Here is a 20364-nt window from a genome sequence, read left to right as displayed (position 1 = left end):
GGTGAGTACGGCCACGCGCCGCGCACTAACGTTCCCCGGGCTTCTCGCGCTCTGCGCGGCCTACATCCAGGGCGGGGTGAACAAGCTGCTCGACTATCCTGGCGCGGTAGCGGAGGCAGCCCATTTCGGGCTGCCTCTGCCGCGCGCCACGGCCGCCGCCACCATCGCCCTGGAACTCGTGGCCAGCGCGATGGTCCTGGCGGGCCGGCATCGCTGGCTCGGCGCGCTGGGGCTGATGGCTTTCACGCTTGCCGCGGCCCTCATCGCGAACCGCTACTGGGAACTGCCGGGCGGCATGGAGCGATTCATGATGGCGAACTCGTTCTACGAGCATCTCGGCCTGGCCGGGGCCTTCCTCCTCGTCGCACTGTGGGATCGGAGGCCGGCATGAGTGGCACGCCCGGCTCCTTCGCCCCGCTGCGGCAGACCACCTTTGCGGTGGTCTGGGCGGCCACCGTCCTCGGCAACACCGGCAGCTTCATGCGGGATGTTGCCAGCTCCTGGCTGGTGACGGACCTCGCCGCCGGCCCCGCAGCCGTCTCGCTGATCCAGGCGGCGGGCACGCTGCCGATCTTCCTGCTGGCAATCCCGGCCGGCGTTCTTTCCGACATCCTGGACCGCCGGCGGTTCCTGATCGCCGTGCAGGTGCTGCTCGCCGCGGTAAGCGCGGCGCTGATGGTCCTGTCCTCGCTCGGGCTGATGACGGTCACGGCGCTCGTCGCGCTCACCTTCGTCGGCGGCATCGGTGCGGCCCTGATGGCGCCGACCTGGCAGGCCATCGTGCCGGAACTCGTGCCGGCGAAGGAGATGAAGGGGGCTGTCGCGCTCAACTCCCTTGGTATCAACATCGCCCGGGCCATCGGGCCGGCAGCGGGCGGGCTGCTGCTCTCGGCAGCCGGCGCTGCCGTCACCTACGGCGCGGACCTGGCGAGCTACGCCGTCGTGATCCTCGCCCTGCTCTGGTGGAAGCGCCCTGCGAAGGCGGAGGACGCCCTGGCCGAGAACTTCGGCGGCGCCTTCCGGGCCGGCATCCGCTACGCCCGCGCCAGCCGTGAGCTGCACGTGGTGCTGTTGCGGGCCGCCATCTTCTTCGCCTTCGCCAGCGCGGTCTGGGCGCTGCTGCCGCTGGTGGCGCGCAACCTGCTGGGCGGCGATGCCGAACTCTACGGGATCCTGTTGGGCGCGGTCGGGCTGGGGGCCATCGGCGGGGCGCTGCTGCTGCCTCGCCTGCGCACGGTGCTGGACGCGGACGGCCTGATGCTGGCGGCCAGCATCGCTGCGGCAGCTGTCATGGCCGCCCTGGCGCTCGCACCACCTACCTGGCTGGCGCTGCCTGCCCTGCTACTCCTCGGCATCGCCTGGATCGTGGCGCTGACCACCCTCAACGGCGCGGCGCAGGCCATACTGCCGAACTGGGTCCGCGGCCGGGCGCTGGCCGTCTACCTCACCGTGTTCAACGGGGCGATGGCGCTCGGAAGCCTCAGCTGGGGCCTCGTGGCGGAGGTGGCAGGGGTACCGGCCGCGCTACTTGCTGGGGCAGGGGGCCTCGTGCTGGTGTCCTTCGTGCTGCACCGCGTGAAATTGCCGGCCGGGGAGGCGGACCTCGTCCCCTCCAACCACTGGCCGGAGCCGCTGACGACCGACCCCGTGCCCCACGACCGCGGCCCCGTGCTGATCCTCATCGAGTACCGTGTCGCCAAGGCGGATCGCGGCCCATTTCTCCGCGCCGTGGAGGACCTCTCCACGGAGCGGCGGCGCGATGGCGCTTTCGATTGGGGGATCACCGAGGACGCGGCCGACCCGGAGAAAATAGTGGAATGGTTCATCGTGGAGAGTTGGGCCGAGCACCTTCGCCAGCACCACCGCGTCTCCCGCGCTGACGCCGACGTGCAGGGAGCCGTGCGCGGCTTCCACAGGGGGCCGGAGGCGCCGGTGGTCCGCCACTTCCTGACCATCATGCCGGGCCGGGGCTGAGGGGCGACGAGGCGCCTTCGATCAGCGGGCGCTTCGCCGCTATCGCCCCGGCCAGGTGATCCAGCAGCGCGCGTACCCGCGGCGTGTGCCGGAGGTCGGGATGGGTAAGGAGCCAGAGGTCGGAGGCATAGGCCGGGTCGGGCGGTGCGAGCCGCACCAGGCCCGGCCAGGCATCGCCAATGAAGCAGGGCAGGTGCCCGACCCCGATCCCAGCCGCCACCCCGTGAGCAAGCCCGAGCACCGTGTCGAAGCGCGCGGCCAGCCGCCCGGGGGCAACGATCGCCTGGGCGAAACGCACGACCCTCAACCCCGCCAGGTTGTCGCCAAGGCAGACCCAGCGTGCGCTCTCGGCCGGGTCTTGCGGGTGGTCCGCGCCGGCGGCGCCGTAGAGCGCCCAGGCGATGCGTGCGGCGCGCCGGCCCACCAGCGTGTCCGGCGGGTTGTCCGTCGCGCGCACCGCCACGTCCGCGTCGCGGCGGGAAAGGTTCAGCGCCGCGTTGCCGGTCACCACGTCCAGCCGGATCGCCGGGTTCGCTGCGCGGAAGGTGGTCAGCATCGGCAGCAGGAGATCCGACAGCAGGCTGTCGCTGGTGGCGACCCGCACCTCGCCTGAAGGCGCGACGGCCTGGCCGGCCAGGCGGCGCGTGACGGTCGTGATATCCTCGTCCACCCGCGCCGCCAGGGCCGCCATCTCCTCGCCCGCCGGCGTCAGCGTGTAGCCGCTGCGGTGCCGCTCGAAGAGCGACTGGCCGAGTGTCGCCTCGATCGCCTTCAGGCGCCGGAAGACGGTAGAGTGGTCCATGCCCAGCCGGGCGGCCGCCGCGGGCAGGTTGCGCGTGGCGGCCACCGCGTCGATCAGGCGGAAGTCGTCCCAGGCGAGGGTGCGGGCTGGTTCCTTCACGGCGGTGGTCCTGGCGCGCGAAGCCGGCGGCACGGAAAAACCGTGCCGCCGACGGGTTGCGATGATGCTAGGCCGTTCAGGCCGCAGCGGCGAGGGCCCGGCGGGAGGTCGGCACGGGCGTGGCCCGCAGCGCTAGCGCGCCGTCGCCGGCGAGAGCCTGCACCAGCGCGCCGACGATCAGGAAGGCTGGATACTCCCAGCCGCCGTTCGGCGCGTTGAACACCCAGCCGTTGCCGGCATGCACCATCAGCGCGCCGGACAGCACCGGCAGCAGGGCGAGTGAAACGGCACGGGCATAGAGGCCGAGAAGGAGGGCAAGGCCCCCGATTGCCTCCGCTACGATCACGGGCAGGGCAAGTGCGGGCGGGAAGCCGGCCTGGGCCATGAAGCCGGCGAAGCCGGGCACGGTGAACACCGCCACCTTGAGCCAGGCATGGGCGAGGAACATCACGCCGAGCGAGAGGCGCAGCAAGGTAAGGGCGTAGGGCGCGAGACGGGTATCGATCATCGGGGGATCTCCGTTGAGGCGGGTTGACTGCGCAGCAAGGTGGCAGGCCCGAAGTCGCAACGCCATCGCGCAGCCAGCAATGGCAGGATTGCGTCAGTGCAATCAACTTCCTCTGTCCACTTGGCCTTTGGCTGCACAATTGTGGGGCCACCGGAGCCACCGAGGTTCCACCCGACAGGAGACACGACATGAACCGCAACGGCATCCACCACGTCACTGCCATCGCCGGAAGCGCGCAGCGCAATCTCGACTTCTACACCCGCACCCTCGGGCTGCGGCTGGTGAAGAAGACCGTGAACTTCGACGACCCCGGCGCCTACCACTTCTACTACGGCGACGAGGCGGGCTCCCCCGGGACCATCCTCACCTTCTTCCCCTGGGAGCACGCCGCCCCGGGCCGCGCCGGCGCGGGCGAGCTGCAGGAGACGGTGTTCCGCGTTCCGCAATCCGCAACTGGCTACTGGATGCAGCGGCTGGTGAACCACGGCGTGGAGCGCGCCACCCGCTTCGGCGAGACGGTCCTGACCTTCCGAGACCCGGATGGGCTGCGCCTCGCCCTAGTCGGCCTTCCCGGCATCGAGGCGGAGCCGGCCTGGAGCGGCGTCGAGGTGCCCGTGGAGCACGCGCTCCGCGGCTTCCACAGCGTCAGCCTCATGCTGGACCGCACGGAGCGTACCGGCGCCATCCTCACGGATGTCTTCGGCTTCCGAGAGGTGGCGACGGAGGGTAACACCACCCGCTACGCCGTGGAGGGCACCGCCATCGGCGGCATCGTGGACCTGCAGGCAGTCGGCGGCTTTCTGCCGGCGCGGCTGGGCCGTGGCTCCGTCCACCACCTCGCCTTCCGCGCGGCTGACGACGCGGCAGAGATGGAAATGGTGCGCAAGCTCGCCGCCGATCACGGGCTGCACACCACCGAGCAGAAGAACCGCGATTACTTCCGGTCCGTCTACTTCCGCGAGCCCGGCCACGTGCTCTTTGAGATTGCGACCGACATCCCCGGCTTCGCCGTGGACGAGCCCACGACGGATCTCGGCACCGCACTGAAGCTGCCTGCCTTCTTGGATGGGCACCGCGAGGCCATCGAGGCCGCGCTTCCTGTCCTCGCCTGAAATTTCCAATGAGGGCCGCGCCCCTGGCGCGGCCCTGGAGCCACGGCCGTGAACCCTACCACTGACTTCGTTCATGTCTTCGACCCCGGCACGGACACGGCCCGTCCGCCCGTGCTGCTGCTGCACGGCACGGGGGGCGACGAGACGGACCTCCTCCCGCTCGGCCGCATGGTCGCGCCCGGCGCCGCCCTGCTCTCCCCACGCGGCCCGGTGCTGGAGAACGGCATGCCGCGCTTCTTCCGCCGCCTCGCCGAGGGTGTGTTCGACGAGGAGGACCTGCGCCGCCGCACCGACGACCTCGCGGACTTCATCCGGGGAGCGCAGGCTCGTCACGGGATCGCGGCCCCTGTCGCCCTCGGCTTCTCGAACGGCGCGAACATCGCGGCCAGCCTGCTGCTGCGGCATCCCGGCCTGTTGCGCGGCGCCGCCCTGCTGCGCGCGATGGTACCCTTCCGCGAGGCCACCGACGCGCGGCTGGACGGCACAAAGGTGCTGCTGCTCTCCGGTGCGGCCGATCCCATCGTGCCCCCCGCCAACAGCGAGCGGCTTGCCAGGGTCCTCGAGGACGCGGGCGCGGCCGTGAAGCATCACGTATTGCCGCTCGGGCACAGCCTGTCCCAAATGGATCTGGCCCTTACCCGAGACTGGATGGTGGCGCTTTAAGGGCCGCGCAGGTTGGCATGGCCGATCAACCCCGGGCACATTCTTTGTGCCCGGGCAACCGAGCGGTCCAGACGGTATTCACGTTGCTGTGGGCGAGGGCAAGCCGCTATGAACGCGCGCGGCATTTCCGGCGGGAGGTTGGATGGAGGAGGGCAGGAATCCGGATGATGAGCAGGAGCCCAAACCCCTCGTGCTTGTGGTGGACGACGACGTTCGGGTTCGCCACGCGATTGATAGCCTTCTCCGCTCTGTCGGCCATAGCACCCGCCTCTACGAGGTCGCTCACGAAATCCTCGATGCTCCCCTGCCGGAACAGGTTGGATGCATCATCATGGATGTGCGCATCCCCCGCATGAGCGGACTCGAGTTCCAGGCGCGTCTTTCCGAACGCGGAGAACACCCACCCATCATCTTCGTCACAGGCTATGGCGACGTGCCGATGAGCGTGCGCGCCATGAAGGCGGGAGCGGCCGATTTTCTCGTCAAGCCTTTCCGCGACCAGGATATGTTGGATGCGGTCGACGCGGCGTTGGAGAAGTACCGTGAGCGACGCCGCAGTCTCGAGGTGGCCGCCGCTGTTCGGTCGCGCTATGCCACTCTTACTCCCCGCGAGGCGCAGGTCATGGCTCTCGTCGTAGGAGGGTTTATGAACAAGCAGGTTGCCGCCGAACTTGGCCTGAGCGAGATAACGGTGAAGCTCCACCGCGCGAGCGTTATGCGGAAGATGGATGTAAGGACCCTCGCCGACTTGGTGCGAGCGGCGGAGTTGGCCGGGCGGAACCTGCAACGTAGCTAGCCGCATGGTTGTAAGACCTCCTCGGCGTCCTCACCGATAAGGCGTCCGCAGGCGATTTTGTCTGGCCCGGCACGCCATTCGGGTGTGTCGGATTCGGCGCGCCGGCTCCCATCGCGCCCAGAGGCGCTTCTTGACCACTTGATCGGGCGCCTTGCCAGTGAGGACGCGCTGGCGCTGGGAATTGCAGGCGGCGTTGAAGCCCCTTAGCAGCTGCTCGGACTAGGCATGCGACCAGGTGGTGATGCCGAGCACCTAACTGCCCATCCGGCCGCTGCAGCTCTCAACCAAACTCGCCGTCGAGTTGTTGAGAACGGCGGAGGGTGAGTTATCCAATCGCGCGGCCGCTTAGTGCTTTGAGGGTTGGGCTTTCGTCGCGCGCCAGACTGCGGGCTTGCCGGCTCATGTAGCCGCCAAGGTGGCCTGATCGCGTTCAGCTGCGGCAGCCTCGATGCGTGCCAATATAGTCGGAACTTCATCTGCAACGCAGGGCCTGCTGAACAGGAAACCCTGGGCCTCTGTGCAGCCGTTGCGCGCCAGCGCCTGGAACTGCTCCTCCGTCTCGATACCTTCGGCGGTGGTGCTCATATTGAGGCCAGCGCACAATCTGGTCACCGCGCCTACGATGACCTCGCTTTGGCGCGAGTGGTCGAGCCCGTAGGTGAAGCAGCGATCGATCTTGATCTTGTCGAACGGAAAGCGCTGAAGGTAGCTGAGCGAAGAGTAACCGGTCCCGAAATCGTCCATGGCGATCCGGACGCCCAGCGCTTTCAGCCGATGCAGGGTGGCCAGCGTTGCCTCAGTATCCTGCAGCATCACCGTTTCGGTAATTTCGAGTTCCAGCCGCTCCGGGGACAAGCCCGAATCCTCCAATGCCGCTGCGACCGCCTCGACCAAGCCACGATTGGCGAACTGGACGGGCGAAAGGTTGACGGCGATCTTGGGTGCGCCGCGCCAGGTCACCGCCTCAGCACAGGCCTGGGCCAACACCCATTCACCGAGCGGCACAATAAGGCCAATCTCCTCGCAAAGCGGGATGAACGAGTCCGGCGGCACCGAGCCGCGCGCCGGGTGGCGCCAACGCACCAGCGCCTCAAGACCACTGACCCGACGGGAGCCGACGTTGACGATGGGCTGATAGTGCACCTCGAACTCGCCTAGGGCCAGGGCCCGGCGCAGGTCGGTTTCCAGGGCGCGGCGCATCTGCATGCGGGCGTCCATCCCGGGCTCGAAGAAGCGCCACCGCCCACGTCCTTCGGCTTTGGCGGAGTAGAGCGCCATGTCAGCGGCCTTGAGCAGGACATCGGCATCGAGCGAGTCATCGGGCGCGGTCGCGACGCCGATGCTCGTCCCGATCACGAGGTGATGGCCCTCGATGTCGAACGGCTCGCCGAGCACCTCGACCAGCCTGCGCGCGAGCGAGGTGGCCGCGCCTGGCTGATCGACGTTCGCCTGTATGACGGCGAACTCGTCGCCGCCCAGCCGGGCGAGCGTGTCGACTGCTCGGACAGCTGACTGAAGCCTCTCGCTGACAGCACGCAGCAGTGCGTCGCCGATCGGATGGCCAAGGGAGTCGTTCACCTCCTTGAAGCGATCGAGGTCGAGGCAGAGCACGGCAAAGCCCTCGCCCCGCCGTGCCCGCGCCAATGCGGCATCCAACCGGTCGCGGAGCAGTACCCGGTTCGGCAGGCCGGTCAGGGCATCATGGTAAGCGAGGTGGGCTATGCGAGCCTCTGCCTCGCGCCGCTCGGTCAGATCGATGATAACCCCCACTGCCGAGAGCGGACTTCCCTCCCGATCGTATTCCAGGCGTACCCGCGCCTCGACATGGCGGATCCCGGCGTCCGACGGGCGCCGGATGCGGTACTCAACGGCGCCCTCTGGTTCGCGGGCGTCAATCGCACGGCCGATCGCGATCCGGAGCCCCTCTGTGTCCTCCGGCAGCACCGGGTCGAACCATTGCTTCGCGGTGATGGTCTTCTCGCAGGAGGGCAGGCCTAGCATGGCGCAAGTTTCCGGCCCGGGCGTGACCGTGTCGCTGGCAAAATCGTGGCGGAAGCTCCCGATCCGGCCCACCTCCAGGCTCAGCCGCAGCAGTGCCTCAGCCTCGTGCCGCTCGGTGAGGTCCTGCACGATTGACACGAGACGGACTGGGGCGCCCGTCGCGTCGCGCGCCACGACGGCGACGCTGAGGCGCGCCCAGACTGTGGTGCCATCCGGGCGGAGGTAGCGCGTCTCGGCTTCCCAGTTGTCGCGGTTGCGAGCGTGCTCCCATTTATGCCTCATCGTGTCACGGGCGTCCGGGTGGACAACGTCCATCGGGCCCAGCCCGCCGAGAAATTCTGCCTCGCTCCGGCCCGTAATCTCGCAGTAACGTCGGTTGACCCGGACGAAGCATCCCAGGGCGGCGTCGATCTCGGCGAGACCGGCCGTCCCGTTATCGAAGATGGCGCGCAGCGAGGCCTCGCGGTCGGCGAGCACTTGGGCATCGCGAGCATGCGCCTCGGCGATGCTCATTCTCATCTCGGCCTCCTTGCGAGCGTCCTGCAGGCGGCGCACGGCCGCTCGCTGCCGGGCCTGGCGGTTCGTCAGCAGCACGCCAACAAGGATCAGGACGTCCAGCAACACCGCGCCAACGCCCACGCGCCGTGCCTCACGTTGCCAATGCTGTAAGACCTCATCTGTCGCGCGGCTTGCCACCACAACGAGTGGGTAGGAATCGAGAGCTCGCACCCCGAAAATGCGCTCTTCGCCGTCGACACTGCTGCGACTGCGAAGAGTGCCGTTGCTGGCTCTGGGTAGAAGCGTCGTGAACACCTCGCTCCGGGCATTGGACATGCCGATGAGGTGCTCCGGCCAGGGATGACGCGCCAGGAGAATGCCATCCCGGCGCATGAGGGTTACCGAGCTACCGGCTCCGAGCGCCAGCCTGGCGAAGAGGCTCTCGAAGTAGGAAAGATCGATGCCGGCGGCAACAACGCCGAGGAAGCGGCCATCCGGAGTCCGGAGACGCTGGGCGACAAAGATGCTCCACTGCCCATCGACCTGGTTGTGCGAAGGCGCGCTAAGAAAGGTATCGGGCCCGGTCTCCCCGCGCAGCGCGTCGAAGTAGTCGCGGCCTACCGAGTTGATCCCGGGCGCAGGGTACGAGAAGGTGTTCGCTGTGTTACGCCCCTCGTGATCGACCAGGAAGAAGCGGCTTACCCGCGGCAGCGCCGCGACGCGGCCGCGTAGCATATCATGCACCTCCCGCTTCGAGAGCCGGGCGTAGAACTCCGAGGGGTTGTCAACTCTTTCGGCACGCACCCAGTCCGCTATGCCTGCTTCAAGTTGCTCGATCGTGCGGAACCCGTCGCCGATCCAATTGGACAGCGTCAGGGAGAGGTTCTGCATCTCGCGTTCTGCATCACGCAACACCGCCTCTCGCTGGCTGCTCAGGAACCCTGCCGTCCCGATGATGACAGCTATGCATAGAAGGTAGCCGAGGGCTGCCCGCCTGAACGCTGCTTGGCGATCGCCCGTGCCATCCAGCGTCGCCGGACCAGACCTGCCGAGTTTAGCCCGTCTGATCTTTGTGAGAGCAGCGGAAGCAAGGGAGAGCATCGAGCGGATCTGACCCCCAGCATATGACGCTCTCTCCCATAAGGGGCTGGCGCCAAGCAGATCAGCACCGGCTTCGACGGCGGTGCTGAGGCTTACCTACGCCAGCTTGGATGAACGAAGGGTAAGTCTGACTGGTCCCTATTTGTTGTAAGATTTTTGGAAAGATTGCTCTTGAGAGGAGGGATCCTGCGCCGCCTTGGATTTAGGCTCAGGACCCGTTGATTAGGACTAGCGGCTGATCTGGACGGCTGATTCCATAGCCGCCGGAGGTGCTGTCATATCTGACCTGTCCTGGCGCACGAGGGCGCAGATCCGACGGATGGCGCCCCACTCCCCGCTCTCGCACGGGGTGCCCTGCGTCGACGATCAGCGGGTGGTCAGCGGCATTCTCCATGCGATCCGCAACGTGCTGTGCTGGCGTGCTGCCCCGACCGAATACTGGCCGCGCAAGACGCTGTGGAACCGCTTCGTGCGCTGGAGCCGCCTCGGGGTGCTCAACCGCATCTTCGCTAGTCTCGCGGGCCGGGCGGGCAGGCGGTGACAAAGGCCTGTTCCACCTGGAGGGCGGGCGGTGTCCCGATGCATCCCACATGTTTGTGGAGCATGGCGGAATACCTAACCAAAGCTCCCGGCGAAGCGCTCGGCTAGCTGCTGCTTTCCGAAAGCATCGGTCACCCAGTCCACGAAAGCGCGCGTCTTGCCGGGCAACAGGGTCCGCGACGCGTAGTAGATCGAGATCGCTCCCGCATCGGCGTACCAGCGAGGCACGAGCCGCATGAGGGCGCCGCTTTCCAGCGCGGGCACCGCGTCCGCCATCGCCAGCATCGCCACGCCCAGGCCGAGCAGCGCGGCCTCACGCATCGCGACGGGATCGTTGACCACAATGCTTTCTGGCAGGAGCACGGGCAACTCGTGCCCTGTGGCATCGCGCATGGTCCAGTGGCGGACCCTGTTGGTTCGGGTCGAGCGCATCACCACTCCCGCCAGGGACTGAAGCCCGGAGGGATCGGTAGGTCCCACCCGTCCGGCCATGTATGCGGGCGACGCCACGGCAACGATGTGCGCCGGCGCCAGCGCTCGCGCGACGATCCCGGGCGACAAATCGAACCCTCCTCCGATGGCCGCATCGTAGCCCTCCGCCACGAGGTCAACCTGTCGGCTCTCGAAATGCCACTCCGGCCGGATGCGCGGGTAGCGCTCGAGCAGGCCGGGCAGAAGAGGCAGGATGTAGGAGAGACCCAGGGTTGGAGGGAGACTCACCCTCAGCGTGCCGGCTGGCTCCGTACTGCCGGTCGCGGCCTCCGCGATCGCGGCCTGGATCCCGTCCAGCCGGTCTCCCAATCCCAGGCGGAACGCCTCGCCGGCTTCGGTCAGGGTAAGCCGCCGCGTCGAGCGATGGAACAGCCTGATACCGAGATTGCGCTCCAGCATCGCGACGTTGCGGCTGACCGCGGCGGGAGTCAGGGACATCCGCCGCCCGGCCTCGGAAAAGCTGCCATGCTCCGCCGCGCGAACGAAGGATTCCAGATTGGCCAGGGTTTCCACGACCAGAACCTTCAAGTGATCGTTGAAAGACTACCAATCTCAATCCACCTAATCGATAGGGAATGGCGCGCGCATCTTCACTCCCACGAACGCCACGGAGTGAAGACCATGACCAGCCTGCCCCTTCCCCTCGCCGGCAAGGCCGCCCTTGTGACCGGAGGTTCGCGCGGTATCGGCGCGGCGATCGTCCGCCGCCTCGCGCGGGACGGTGCGGATGTCGCTTTCAGCTACGCCGCGTCCCGCGGGCAGGCCGACCAGGTTGCCGCCGAGGTCGAGGCGCTGGGCCGCCGCGCCTTCGCCATCCAGGCAGACCAGGCGGACCCCGCCGCGGTGACCGCTCTCGTGCGCGACGCGCACGCCGAGCTGGGCCGGTTGGACATCCTCGTCAACTCCGCCGGCGTCTTCGTCACCGGCATGGTCGATGACCCGCAAGCCGATCTCGCCGCCTTCGACCGCCAGCTCGCGGTCAACGTGAAGGGCGTGGCCAACGCGGTGCGCGCCGCCGTGCCGCTGATGGCTGATGGCGGCCGCATCGTCTCGATCGGCACGACCGGTGCGGTGCACGTCCCCTTTCCCGGCGCCGCCGACTACATCGCTACCAAGGCGGCGGTCGCGGCCTATACCCGCGGCTGGGCACGCGACCTCGGGCCACGAGGCATCACGGTGAACCTCGTCCAGCCCGGCGCCATCAACACCGAGATGAACCCGGATGACGGACCCTTTGCGGCGACGCTGAAAAGCCTCGCCGCGCTCGGCCGCTACGGCCAGCCCGAGGACATCGCCGCGGCGGTCGCGTTCCTCGCCGGACCCGACGCCGGATACGTCACCGGTGCGACGCTGAACGTCGATGGCGGCCAGTCCGCCTGATCCGCCACAGCTATTCGAAGAAAGGGAACACCACCATGCCCAGCATCGGCATCATCGGCGCCGGCAACATCGGCCGCGCCATCGCGGGCGCGCTCGCCCGCAACGGCATTGCCGCCACTCTCTCGAACAGTCGCGGCCCGGATAGCCTGCGGGACACTGTCTCCGCGATAGGGCCGACGATCCTGGCCGGTACGCGGGAGGAGGCGGCGGCGAAGGACATCGTCTTCGTCGCGGTCAACTGGTCCAAGCTACCCGCGGCCCTCGCCGGTCTGCCGGATTTCGGCGGGCGCATCGTCGTCGACGCCAACAACCCGATTGAGGCACCGCTGTTCCGGCCTGCCGAGTTGGGCGGCCGCGCCTCTTCCGAAATCGTGGCTGAATTCGTGCCTGGCGCCCGGCTGGTGAAGGCGTTCAACCACCTCCAGCCGCCGCTCGTGGCCGGCGATCCTGCCGCGGAGGGCGGGCGGCGCGTGCTGTTCCTCTCCGGTGACGACGCCGGGGCGAAGGCGCAGGTCGGCGCCCTGATCGACCGGCTGGGCTTCTTCGGGATCGATCTCGGGCCGCTCGCGGTCGGCGCCCGGCTCGTCCAGTTCCCGGGCGGCCCGCTCCCGGCTCTCAACCTGGTCCGCTTCGCCTGACGGTAGCTGGCTGCGGGCGGAAGGAGACCCGATGTTCGACCTGGAGGACCTGAGAAGCTTCCTGGAGGTCGCCGCGGCCGGCGGTGTATCGCCCGCTGCCGCGCGGCTTGGCGTTTCGAAGTCGATCGTGAGCCGCAGGCTGCTCCGGCTGGAGGCACAGCTCGGTACCCAGTTGCTCGCGCGCACCACGCGAGGCTCCTCGCTCACCGAGGCCGGCATTACCTTCCGCGAGCATGCCGCGCGGGCCTACGCGGAGATGGAACTTGCGCGGGACCTTCTTAGGCCGGACGGCGAGGTTCGCGGCCGGCTCCGCCTTGCCCTGCCCGTTACCTTCGGCATGACGCATGTCGCGCCGGTCCTGGCTGAATTGGGAAGGCAGCATCCGCTGCTGCAGATACACGCCTCCTATAGCGATGCCTTCGTGGACGTCGTCGGCGGGGGCTTCGATGCCGCGGTGCGCGTGGGACACCTGCGGGATTCCAGCCTCGTGACCCGTCAGATCGCCCCGGTCCAGGGGAAGGTCGTCGCCAGTCCCGGCTATGTCGAACGGCACGGGGCGCCGCGGAGCCCGGCGGACTTGGCCGATCACGAAGCGCTTATGCAGGGCTCCGAGACGTGGCGGCTGCTCGACGGCCAACGAACCGTGGCGGTCCACCCGCGCGGCCGGTTCAAGGCGGACAGCGCGTCGGCGCTGGTGGCGGCGGCCTGTGCCGGGCTCGGCCTGGCCTATCTTCCGGACTTCGTCACCGATCCCTTTGTGGCATCGGGCGCCCTGGTTCCCGTCATGACGCGACACCCCGTTCCCCAGGCCGGTCTTTACGTGGTCAGGCCACCGGGGTCCTACCCGTCGCGCAACGTCCAGGCACTGATCGATGCCATGGTGAGGGCCTTCGGTGAGGCCCGCCCCTTCGCCTCGCTCGATGCAGCCGCGTGAAATTCCGGACGGTCAGCCAGCAAAGCGTTCCCGGTTCCGGGACACAGTTCTCCGACTGGCGCGGCTACCCGGACGCGCCTTTGAATGACCCCATGGCGGCGGACCGGGCGTTCCCGGGCAAACGGCATGGAGCGGTGAGATGGTGGGACAAGGCGTCTTCAGGTACGAGGAAACCGCCCTGGTGGTGATCGACTACCAGCAGGAAATGTTCGACCAGATCAGGTCCGAGACGCCGGCGAGCCTGATCGACCTGAACATCCGCTATCTCATCAGGACGGCCAGGGCCTTCGACATGCCCATCGTGCTCTCCACGGTCGGCGTCGAGCTTGGGGTGAACGGGCCGACCCGGGCCTCCGTCCTCGCCGAGCTGCCCGGGGCACGGGAGATCGACCGCTCCTCCATGAACGCCTGGGAGGATGCGGCCTTTCGCGACGCGGTGCGCGCGACCGGGCGCAAGCGGTTGATCGTCGGCGCACTGTTCACCGAGATCTGCCTTGCGTTCCCCACCGTTGAGCTGCTGCGGGACGGCTATGACGTGGCGTTCCCCGTGGATGCTGTCGGCGGCCTGTCGCAGCTCGCGCACGCGACGGCGATCCAGCGCCTCGTGCAGGCCGGGGCCGTGCCCACCACCGCTCTCGCATTCACCACGGAGTTGTTCCGGGACTGGAAGTCGCCGCTGGCGGACAAGGCTCGCGAGCTGGTCAAGGGCTATCTGGCCGACCTACCCGGCGTCACGAGCTCCCATGTCGAGGGGGCCTGATCGCCACCACGAGGAGAAAGCCCGCATGGTCCATAGCGTTGCGACACTTCTGACCCGCAACCTCCACGAGGTCTTCGGCGAGGACGACCCTGAGCGCCGCCGGGCTGCCATCGACGAGATATTCACCGAGGACGCCGTGTTCTATGAGCCGGAGGGTGTCCATCATGGGCGTGAGGCGATCGACCGGGTCGCGGGTGCGATCCGGACAGCCCAGCCCGGCCTCCGGTATTCGCCTCTTCGTCCGCCTGAGGAGATGCACGGCCTGGCCGGACGCATCCAGTGGGTAGCAGCCCATTCGCGCGAGGCCCCGGCCCATGCGGGCACGGACGTCATCCTTGTCCGCGACGGGCGGATTTCAGCGATCTACCTTTTCTTCGATCCCGTTCCTGCCTGAGTGACCCTGTCCACCTGCGCGATAGGGCTGGAAGGATCACCGCCGGCCGGTAGCAGCAAAACCGGTTCCGGCCGGCGTACAGGCGATCCTCTCCCGCTCTCCCCAGCACCGAGGAACCCTCTACATGAGCTTCATCACCACCACGGATGACACCCGCATCTTCTTCAAGGACTGGGGATCGAAGGACGCCCAGCCGGTCGTGTTCTCGCATGGCTGGCCGCTGTGCTCGGATGCCTGGGATGGCCAGATGCTATTCCTGCTGCAGCACGGCTTTCGCGTCGTCGCGCATGACCGGCGTGGCCATGGTCGTTCCGACCAGCCGGGTCAGGGCAACGACATGGACACCTATGCCGATGATCTCGCGGCGGTGATGGAGGCCCTCGACCTCCGCGACGCCGTCATGGTCGGGCATTCCACCGGCGGCGGTGAGGTCGCCCATTACATCGGCCGGCACGGCACGGGACGTGTCGCCAAGGTTGTACTGCTCAGCGCGGTGACGCCGATCATGGTGTCCACGCCGCGGTGGCCAGGCGGGCTCGACACCTCGGTGTTCGACAGCATCCGTAAGGGCGTGTTCGACAACCGCTCGAACTTCTATCTCGACCTCGCACTGCCCTTCTTCGGCATGAACCGCCCTGGCGTCGCGGTGAACGAGGGGCTGCGCCACACCTTCTGGAACCAGGGCATGATGGGTTCGGTCCTCGGCCACTACGCCTGCATCCGCGAGTTCTCCGAGGTGGACTATACCGTCGACCTCGAAAGGATCGACGTGCCCACCTTGGTGATCCACGGCGACGACGACCAGATCGTGCCGGTAACCCACGCGGGCGCACTGGCTGCAAGGGTGATCCGGGGCGCGACGCTGAAGATCTACGAAGGTGCACCGCACGGTCTCGCTTCGACTCACCAGGTTCGGCTGAACAGCGATCTGCTTGCCTTTGCCCGCGCCTGAACACCTTCGCGGTCCTGGCAGAATTTTTTGGAGCAGGAGGGAATAAGCGGGCGCGGCCGGTGTCTTCCTCATCAGAGCAGGCAGCAAAGGACCAGTGCCGCGATGGAGAACTGGGCATTTGGGCGCTGCCTCGGCGCCGCGGTGGTGGTGCTGGCAGGGCTCGTGGGCGCGCCGGCACTGGCGCATGAGGGACATCATCACCCTGAACCGTCATCGGCCGTCCCCACCCTTGCGGGCGAGGCAGCCTTCCTTGGCGAGAACGAGGCAGCCATGACGAGAATGATGGAGGCCATGGCCGTCCCTCCCACGGGCGACATCGACCGTGACTTCGTCGCGATGATGACCCCGCACCACCAGGGAGCCATGGACATGGCCGTCATCTATCTTCGCCACGGCAGGAACGTGCAGCTGCGGCGCCTGGCGCAGGAAATCGTCGTCACCCAGCAGCAGGAGATCGCGGCCATGCAACTCGCCCTCGGCGAGGCGCCGCCTCCTGCAGCGCCCGCGCCTACCCAGGCCACCCCCCTCCCGATCCGCTAGGACGCCCCTCATGAAATCCCTTCTTCTGGCCACCGCCTGCTTCGGCGGCAGCCTTCTCTCGGCCGTTGCCTGGGCCGGTCAGGCCCCCGATGCCGCATCGGCCCCCGATCGCCCGGTCTCCCACCAGGACCGCGTCTACGCGGCCGAGCAGTTCTCCAACACCGTCTCCGTTACCGATCCCGCGAGCAACACGCTGCTTGGCGTGATCCGGCTCGGCGACCCGCAGCCGGGCAATCTCAGCCCGCTCTACCGCGGCCAGGTGCTCGTGCACGGCATGGGCTTCTCGCCCGACCACCGCACTCTGGCCGTGGTCTCGATCGGCAGCAACTCCGTCACCTTCATCGACACCGCCACCAATGCGGTGAAGCACACGACCTATGTCGGCCGCTCCCCGCACGAGGCCTTCTTCACGCCCGACGGTTCCGAGGTCTGGGTCACCGTGCGCGGGGAGGACTACGTCTCCGTGCTCGACGCGACGAGCTACGCGGAGAAGATGCGTATCCGCGTGCCGGCCGGGCCGGGCATGACGATCTTCTCACCCGATGGGGTCTACGGCTATGTCTGCTCCTCGTTCAATCCGGAGACGGTGGTGATCGCGACCGCCAGCCACGAGATCGTCGGCCATGTGAAGCAGGAGAGCCCCTTCTGCCCGAACATCGCGGCGACACCGGACGGCACCCAGGTCTGGATGACGCTGAAGGATGTCGGTCGGACCATGGTGTTCAACGCCCGCCCGCCGTTCAACGTCATCCACACGGTGGAGACCGGCCCGATCACCAACCACGTCAACTTCGCCAGGACGCAGCGGGGCACCTTCGCTTACATCACGGTGGGTGGGTTGAACGAGGTGAAGGTGCTGCGGACGGATGACTTCTCCATGGTCGCCACTATTCCAGTCGGCAAGCTGCCACACGGGCTCTGGCCGTCCGGCGATGGCAGCCGGATCTATGTCGGCCTGGAGAACGCGGACGCGCTCGCGGTCATCGACACGGCGACGAACACGGTGATCGGCAACGTGCCGATCGGGCAGGCACCGCAGGCGCTGGCCTATGTGCCGGATGCGGTGCCGGAAGGGGAGGGCAGGGCCAACCTTCAGCCCCTGGGCCTGGCCGGCCAGACCGCTCACATCGCCTTGGGCGAGCCGGACAAGACCGGCATGCCGACGAGCGTCTCGCTTTTCGACCAGGGGCTGACGCAGGTGTTGCAGGCTGCCGTGACGGGGCTCGAGCCCCGCAAGGCCTACACGCTGGCCCTGGCGGATCATCCGGACGGGCGCGGCACGCTGCAGCCGCTCGCTGACTTCATGACCAACCCCGCGGGCTCAGCCATCGTCAACACGGTGGGCCCGATCCGCCAGGTGCTGGGGAGCAGCGCGGGGCAAGACGCGCAAGCGACGCGCCGCTACCTGGTCATCGCCCCGAGCAGCGCGGGTGGCCTGGGCGCCCCCGTGCAGGTGCAGCAGCACTGATGCGGCGGGCCCGTCCGATCACCACCGGGTGGGCCCTCGCTCTGGTGGGGCCACCTCTCCATGAATGACATGGCGCAGCTGGTCGAGCCGCTGATCCCCGCCCTGCGTCGCTACGCCCGTGCCCTGCTGCGCGACCGCGTTGCCGCTGACGACCTCGTGCAGGACGGGCTGGAGCGCGCCATCGGTCGCTGGCACCAGCGACAGGCCGACGGCAACGCGCGCAGCTGGCTCTTCGCCATCGTGCACAACCTCGCCCTCAACCGGATGCGCCAATCCGGCCGGCGCGGCCCACACCTGCCGCTGGAGGCCGCCGACGGCGTCAGCTTCGGCACTCCCGCCCAGGAGCAGGGATTGCAGCACAGGGACCTGGTGCGCGCGCTCCAGACGCTGCCAGAGGAGCAGCGCAGCGTCGTTCTCCTTGTCTCCGTCGAGGATCTTTCCTACGCCGAGGTGGCCGAGGTGTTGAAGATCCCCATCGGCACGGTGATGTCGCGGTTGTCCCGGGGGCGGGAGAGGCTGCGGCTGGCCATGGAGGGCGCCGCCGCGGCCGAAGCTGCCGGCGTCCCGCATCTCCGGAGGGTCAAATGAGCACGCGCCCGGTCACCGAGGACGATCTGCACGGGCTGGTGGACCTGCGGCTCGATGCATCGCGGCAGGCGGAGGTTGAGGCTTATCTCACCCTGCATCCCGAAGTGGCGGCGCGTGTTGCCAGCTATGGCAGCCAGCGCGCGGCCCTGCGCGAAGCCCTCGCGCCCATCGCTGAGGAGCCACTGCCGCCCGGGATGCAGATCGGGCATCTGGTCGCGGCGCGCCGCCGCCCCGCCCTGGCCGGTTGGCGCGCGGCTGCGGCCGCCCTGCTGATGCTCGGTGTCGGGGGCGCAGGAGGCTGGGGCCTGCATGGGCTGGCAACGCCGGTAGTCCAGGAGCGAGCCCAGGGCATAGCGGCGCTGTCCCAGCAGGCGGCCGACAGCTACGCCACCTACGCTGCCGATCGCGAGCGCCCGGTTGAACTGCGTGCGGACAGCCGCGCCGAGCTTGTTACCTGGGCCTCGGACCGGCTCGGCCGGCCGGTCACTCCGCCTGACCTCTCCGCCTCCGGCTATCGGCTCATGGGTGGGCGGGTAATTCCAACGCCGCAGGGCCCGGCCGCGATGTTCATGTTCGACGACGACCGCGGCACGCGGCTGGTGCTCCTCACGCGCGGCATGGCGGTGGATCGGGATACCTCCATGGCCCACCATGCCCGCGGCGCGATCGATGCCTTCACCTGGTCGTCCGAGGGGAACGGCTACAGCTTGGTGGGCGCGCTGCCACCGACGGCACTGCACCCGTTGGCCGACGAGGTCCGCCGACAGATGGGGCGGGTCTGAGCGGCCTGTCTCGTGCAATGGCAACCGGTGGCAGTCTGTGATCGCCGCCCCAGCCTGAGACGCCTCAAGACCGTGCTGGTCCGGCCGATATTGTCCGCGCGTACTTCATCGTTGAAGCCGTAAGGAGGGTCAAAACCGAACGGTTAGACGCGTGAAGCGCCGTGTAAGGCAGTCCACCTTTCCTGGCTCGCCCGTATCAAAGCTAGCTTGTGAAGTAATATTTCTCGGCCCAGGTCCATGGAGGATCCGTCTGAGCCACCGTGGCGTCGTGTTGCTGAGATATGGCGGGGTTCGTATGTTCGCCGGCGAAAGGATATTGGGTGGCGCTAGCCAATGTAATAAGTGGCCCCGCGAACAATGCCAGCTGGCCAAGCATTAAAAATCCCGTCCTGCCGAAGCTGCGCAGATCATTGATCAATGGCTTGCTCGTCATCATCAGGTGCCCCTTCGTCGTTTCCGTCGGGGTTTAGACACCAGAGCAATACGCTTATTCCCTCACTCCCCGGAAAAGAGTGCCGGGAGGCTCCAAGAGCATATCGGCGCTCTTCCGTCTTGGAAGAATAGCGATCAATCCACTCAGCCGACCATCGACCGGGAGCATCGCGGAGCCGTGCACAAGAGCCCACAATGCTGTCGATTGAGCTGCCGGGAATGCGCTTCATCCAGGACGACTGCTCTCCCGGACGCGGTACCCCTCTACCTGAACCAGGTCAGCTTCTGAGCGGGTCCGTACAGGTAGAGCGGTTTCCCGCGTGGCTGGTTCACCAGTGATCCACGAGGTCGTGGAGAGGTGATTCAGTGTTCCTGGCGAGTAGGTCAGGGATGTGTCGAAGGCGCTGTCGGTGAATCTGCGCGAGCGTGTGGTGGCGGCGATTACCGCTGGTGCGTCATAACGACAGACGGCAGCCCGGTGCGGGGTGAGCGCTTCGGGCGCAATCCGTTGGGCCACGTTAGCGCGAAAAGTGGGCTCGGTCGCCGCATCTCGACGAAGGGTGCCCCGACCGTGTGGCGGTCTAGAGCTTTTCCACCTTACTCGAACGCGTAGCCTGAGTTGACGAGGTAGTTCCGGCATTCAGTTGGGGTGAAGGTCTCGAGCAGGTGGCCGATGGTGGTCCAGAGGGCCTCTCGGGTGCGGGCCGTGGCTTTGCGGAGCAGCGCCTTCAGCTTGGCAAAGGCTTGCTCAATGGGGTTTAGGTCCGGACTGTAGGGCGGCAGGTAGAGGAGACTGGCGCCGGTGGCCCTGATCGCCTCGGACACACCGGCGACCTTGTGGGCGGGTAGGTTGTCGAGGACCACCACGTCGCCCTTGGACAGGACGGGCGCGAGGAACTGCCCCACATAG

The 20364-nt window shown here is 67.7% G+C and carries 21 protein-coding genes and 2 pseudogenes; 17 read left to right on the top strand and 6 right to left on the bottom strand.

Going from position 1 to position 20364, the window contains the following annotated elements; genetic code table 11:
* Position 1 precedes the first annotated feature (1 nt).
* Together BO39_RS23025 and BO39_RS23020 are read left to right on the top strand one after the other, a co-directional pair.
* Positions 2–391 (top strand): DoxX family protein, encoded by a 390-nt coding sequence (locus BO39_RS23025; protein ID WP_043837970.1) that lies wholly within the window; start codon positions 2–4, stop codon positions 389–391.
* Positions 388–1974, top strand: a complete 1587-nt coding sequence (locus tag BO39_RS23020) for an MFS transporter (RefSeq protein ID WP_043837968.1) — start codon at positions 388–390, stop codon at positions 1972–1974. Before BO39_RS23025 ends, BO39_RS23020 begins: the two co-directional genes overlap by 4 nt.
* Here BO39_RS23020 and BO39_RS23015 read toward each other — a convergent pair.
* Together BO39_RS23015 and BO39_RS23010 are read right to left on the bottom strand one after the other, a co-directional pair.
* Positions 1955–2875 (bottom strand): LysR family transcriptional regulator, encoded by a 921-nt coding sequence (locus BO39_RS23015; protein ID WP_043837966.1) that lies wholly within the window; start codon positions 2873–2875, stop codon positions 1955–1957. The two genes, BO39_RS23020 and BO39_RS23015, sit on opposite strands and share 20 nt — an antisense overlap.
* Positions 2876–2951: 76 nt before the next feature.
* Positions 2952–3383 (bottom strand): DoxX family protein, encoded by a 432-nt coding sequence (locus BO39_RS23010; RefSeq protein WP_043837964.1) that lies wholly within the window; start codon positions 3381–3383, stop codon positions 2952–2954.
* A gap of 188 nt (positions 3384–3571) precedes the next feature.
* On the opposite strand from BO39_RS23010, the gene BO39_RS23005 reads away from it, so the two are divergent.
* The 3 genes from BO39_RS23005 (at position 3572) to BO39_RS22995 (ending at position 5954) form a co-directional block, all read left to right on the top strand.
* Positions 3572–4495, top strand: a complete 924-nt coding sequence (locus tag BO39_RS23005) for a ring-cleaving dioxygenase (protein ID WP_043837962.1) — start codon at positions 3572–3574, stop codon at positions 4493–4495.
* A 48-nt stretch (positions 4496–4543) separates the two neighbouring features.
* Positions 4544–5158: an alpha/beta hydrolase gene (locus BO39_RS23000; RefSeq protein ID WP_043837960.1), complete on the top strand. Its 615-nt coding sequence runs from the start codon at positions 4544–4546 to the stop codon at positions 5156–5158.
* Positions 5159–5300: 142 nt separating this feature from the next.
* On the top strand, positions 5301–5954 hold the full coding sequence (locus BO39_RS22995; RefSeq protein ID WP_052402497.1) for a response regulator transcription factor: 654 nt from the start codon (positions 5301–5303) through the stop codon (positions 5952–5954).
* Positions 5955–6353: 399 nt separating this feature from the next.
* Here BO39_RS22995 and BO39_RS30355 read toward each other — a convergent pair whose 3' ends face one another.
* Entirely contained in the window at positions 6354–9344 is a 2991-nt protein-coding gene (locus BO39_RS30355; protein WP_052402496.1) for a bifunctional diguanylate cyclase/phosphodiesterase, read from the bottom strand.
* Positions 9345–9831: 487 nt separating this feature from the next.
* Here BO39_RS30355 and BO39_RS22985 point away from each other — a divergent pair.
* Positions 9832–10086 (top strand): annotated as a pseudogene (locus tag BO39_RS22985) (transposase); the annotation flags it as partial.
* Positions 10087–10169: 83 nt separating this feature from the next.
* On the opposite strand, the gene BO39_RS22980 reads toward BO39_RS22985, so the two are convergent.
* A complete protein-coding gene (locus BO39_RS22980; RefSeq protein ID WP_211257531.1) occupies positions 10170–11114 on the bottom strand; it encodes a LysR family transcriptional regulator in 945 nt (314 codons plus the stop codon).
* 93 nt (positions 11115–11207) lie between these two features.
* On the opposite strand from BO39_RS22980, the gene BO39_RS22975 reads away from it, so the two are divergent.
* The 10 genes from BO39_RS22975 (at position 11208) to BO39_RS22930 (ending at position 19022) form a co-directional block, all read left to right on the top strand.
* Positions 11208–11966 carry an SDR family oxidoreductase gene (locus BO39_RS22975; protein ID WP_043837958.1) on the top strand — a complete coding sequence of 253 codons (759 nt, stop codon included), beginning with the start codon at positions 11208–11210 and terminating at the stop codon, positions 11964–11966.
* Positions 11967–12001: 35 nt separating this feature from the next.
* A complete protein-coding gene (locus BO39_RS22970; RefSeq protein WP_043837956.1) occupies positions 12002–12604 on the top strand; it encodes an NADPH-dependent F420 reductase in 603 nt (200 codons plus the stop codon).
* Between the two features lie 31 nt (positions 12605–12635).
* Positions 12636–13538 (top strand): LysR family transcriptional regulator, encoded by a 903-nt coding sequence (locus BO39_RS22965; protein WP_043837954.1) that lies wholly within the window; start codon positions 12636–12638, stop codon positions 13536–13538.
* 181 nt (positions 13539–13719) lie between these two features.
* Positions 13720–14298: an isochorismatase family protein gene (locus tag BO39_RS22960; RefSeq protein WP_169742812.1), complete on the top strand. Its 579-nt coding sequence runs from the start codon at positions 13720–13722 to the stop codon at positions 14296–14298.
* A 25-nt stretch (positions 14299–14323) separates the two neighbouring features.
* Positions 14324–14692: a nuclear transport factor 2 family protein gene (locus BO39_RS22955; RefSeq protein WP_043837952.1), complete on the top strand. Its 369-nt coding sequence runs from the start codon at positions 14324–14326 to the stop codon at positions 14690–14692.
* Between the two features lie 124 nt (positions 14693–14816).
* Positions 14817–15644 carry an alpha/beta fold hydrolase gene (locus tag BO39_RS22950; protein ID WP_043837950.1) on the top strand — a complete coding sequence of 276 codons (828 nt, stop codon included), beginning with the start codon at positions 14817–14819 and terminating at the stop codon, positions 15642–15644.
* A 102-nt stretch (positions 15645–15746) separates the two neighbouring features.
* Positions 15747–16184, top strand: coding sequence for a DUF305 domain-containing protein (locus BO39_RS22945; protein WP_084698403.1), 438 nt, complete (start codon positions 15747–15749; stop codon positions 16182–16184).
* Positions 16185–16194: 10 nt separating this feature from the next.
* Complete coding sequence (locus tag BO39_RS22940; RefSeq protein ID WP_043837948.1) at positions 16195–17652, top strand: YncE family protein; 1458 nt, start codon at positions 16195–16197, stop codon at positions 17650–17652.
* Between the two features lie 69 nt (positions 17653–17721).
* Positions 17722–18240 (top strand): RNA polymerase sigma factor, encoded by a 519-nt coding sequence (locus tag BO39_RS22935; RefSeq protein ID WP_342666340.1) that lies wholly within the window; start codon positions 17722–17724, stop codon positions 18238–18240.
* Positions 18237–19022, top strand: coding sequence for an anti-sigma factor family protein (locus BO39_RS22930; RefSeq protein ID WP_043837944.1), 786 nt, complete (start codon positions 18237–18239; stop codon positions 19020–19022). The genes BO39_RS22935 and BO39_RS22930 overlap by 4 nt, the downstream gene beginning before the upstream one ends.
* A gap of 202 nt (positions 19023–19224) precedes the next feature.
* On the opposite strand, the gene BO39_RS32820 is transcribed toward BO39_RS22930, so the two are convergent.
* Positions 19225–19458, bottom strand: a complete 234-nt coding sequence (locus tag BO39_RS32820) for a hypothetical protein (RefSeq protein ID WP_156963835.1) — start codon at positions 19456–19458, stop codon at positions 19225–19227.
* A gap of 388 nt (positions 19459–19846) precedes the next feature.
* Between BO39_RS32820 and BO39_RS35335 the strand changes: the two are divergent.
* A pseudogene (locus BO39_RS35335) lies at positions 19847–20035 on the top strand (IS630 family transposase); the annotation flags it as partial.
* Between the two features lie 16 nt (positions 20036–20051).
* On the opposite strand, the gene BO39_RS22925 reads toward BO39_RS35335, so the two are convergent.
* On the bottom strand, positions 20052–20364 hold a 313-nt coding region (locus tag BO39_RS22925), incomplete at its 5' end, for a transposase (protein ID WP_043837942.1).

The organism is Roseomonas aerilata DSM 19363 (genome assembly GCF_000711725.1).
GTDB lineage: Bacteria > Pseudomonadota > Alphaproteobacteria > Acetobacterales > Acetobacteraceae > Roseomonas > Roseomonas aerilata.
Note: the sequence above shows the minus strand (reverse complement) of the source record. Positions and strands in the feature narration are given on the sequence as shown.

Bases quoted from the DNA above. Each gene is read 5' to 3' on its own strand.
- BO39_RS23020 (WP_043837968.1), top strand. From the start codon at position 388: ATGAGTGGCACGCCCGGCTCCTTCGCCCCGCTGCGGCAGACCACCTTT.
- BO39_RS23010 (WP_043837964.1), bottom strand. From the start codon at position 3,383: ATGATCGATACCCGTCTCGCGCCCTACGCCCTTACCTTGCTGCGCCTC.
- BO39_RS23005 (WP_043837962.1), top strand. From the start codon at position 3,572: ATGAACCGCAACGGCATCCACCACGTCACTGCCATCGCCGGAAGCGCG.
- BO39_RS22995 (WP_052402497.1), top strand. From the start codon at position 5,301: ATGGAGGAGGGCAGGAATCCGGATGATGAGCAGGAGCCCAAACCCCTC.
- BO39_RS30355 (WP_052402496.1), bottom strand. From the start codon at position 9,344: ATGCAGAACCTCTCCCTGACGCTGTCCAATTGGATCGGCGACGGGTTC.
- BO39_RS22975 (WP_043837958.1), top strand. From the start codon at position 11,208: ATGACCAGCCTGCCCCTTCCCCTCGCCGGCAAGGCCGCCCTTGTGACC.
- BO39_RS22970 (WP_043837956.1), top strand. From the start codon at position 12,002: ATGCCCAGCATCGGCATCATCGGCGCCGGCAACATCGGCCGCGCCATC.
- BO39_RS22965 (WP_043837954.1), top strand. From the start codon at position 12,636: ATGTTCGACCTGGAGGACCTGAGAAGCTTCCTGGAGGTCGCCGCGGCC.
- BO39_RS22955 (WP_043837952.1), top strand. From the start codon at position 14,324: ATGGTCCATAGCGTTGCGACACTTCTGACCCGCAACCTCCACGAGGTC.
- BO39_RS22950 (WP_043837950.1), top strand. From the start codon at position 14,817: ATGAGCTTCATCACCACCACGGATGACACCCGCATCTTCTTCAAGGAC.
- BO39_RS22945 (WP_084698403.1), top strand. From the start codon at position 15,747: ATGGAGAACTGGGCATTTGGGCGCTGCCTCGGCGCCGCGGTGGTGGTG.
- BO39_RS22940 (WP_043837948.1), top strand. From the start codon at position 16,195: ATGAAATCCCTTCTTCTGGCCACCGCCTGCTTCGGCGGCAGCCTTCTC.
- BO39_RS22935 (WP_342666340.1), top strand. From the start codon at position 17,722: ATGGCGCAGCTGGTCGAGCCGCTGATCCCCGCCCTGCGTCGCTACGCC.
- BO39_RS22930 (WP_043837944.1), top strand. From the start codon at position 18,237: ATGAGCACGCGCCCGGTCACCGAGGACGATCTGCACGGGCTGGTGGAC.
- BO39_RS32820 (WP_156963835.1), bottom strand. From the start codon at position 19,458: ATGATGACGAGCAAGCCATTGATCAATGATCTGCGCAGCTTCGGCAGG.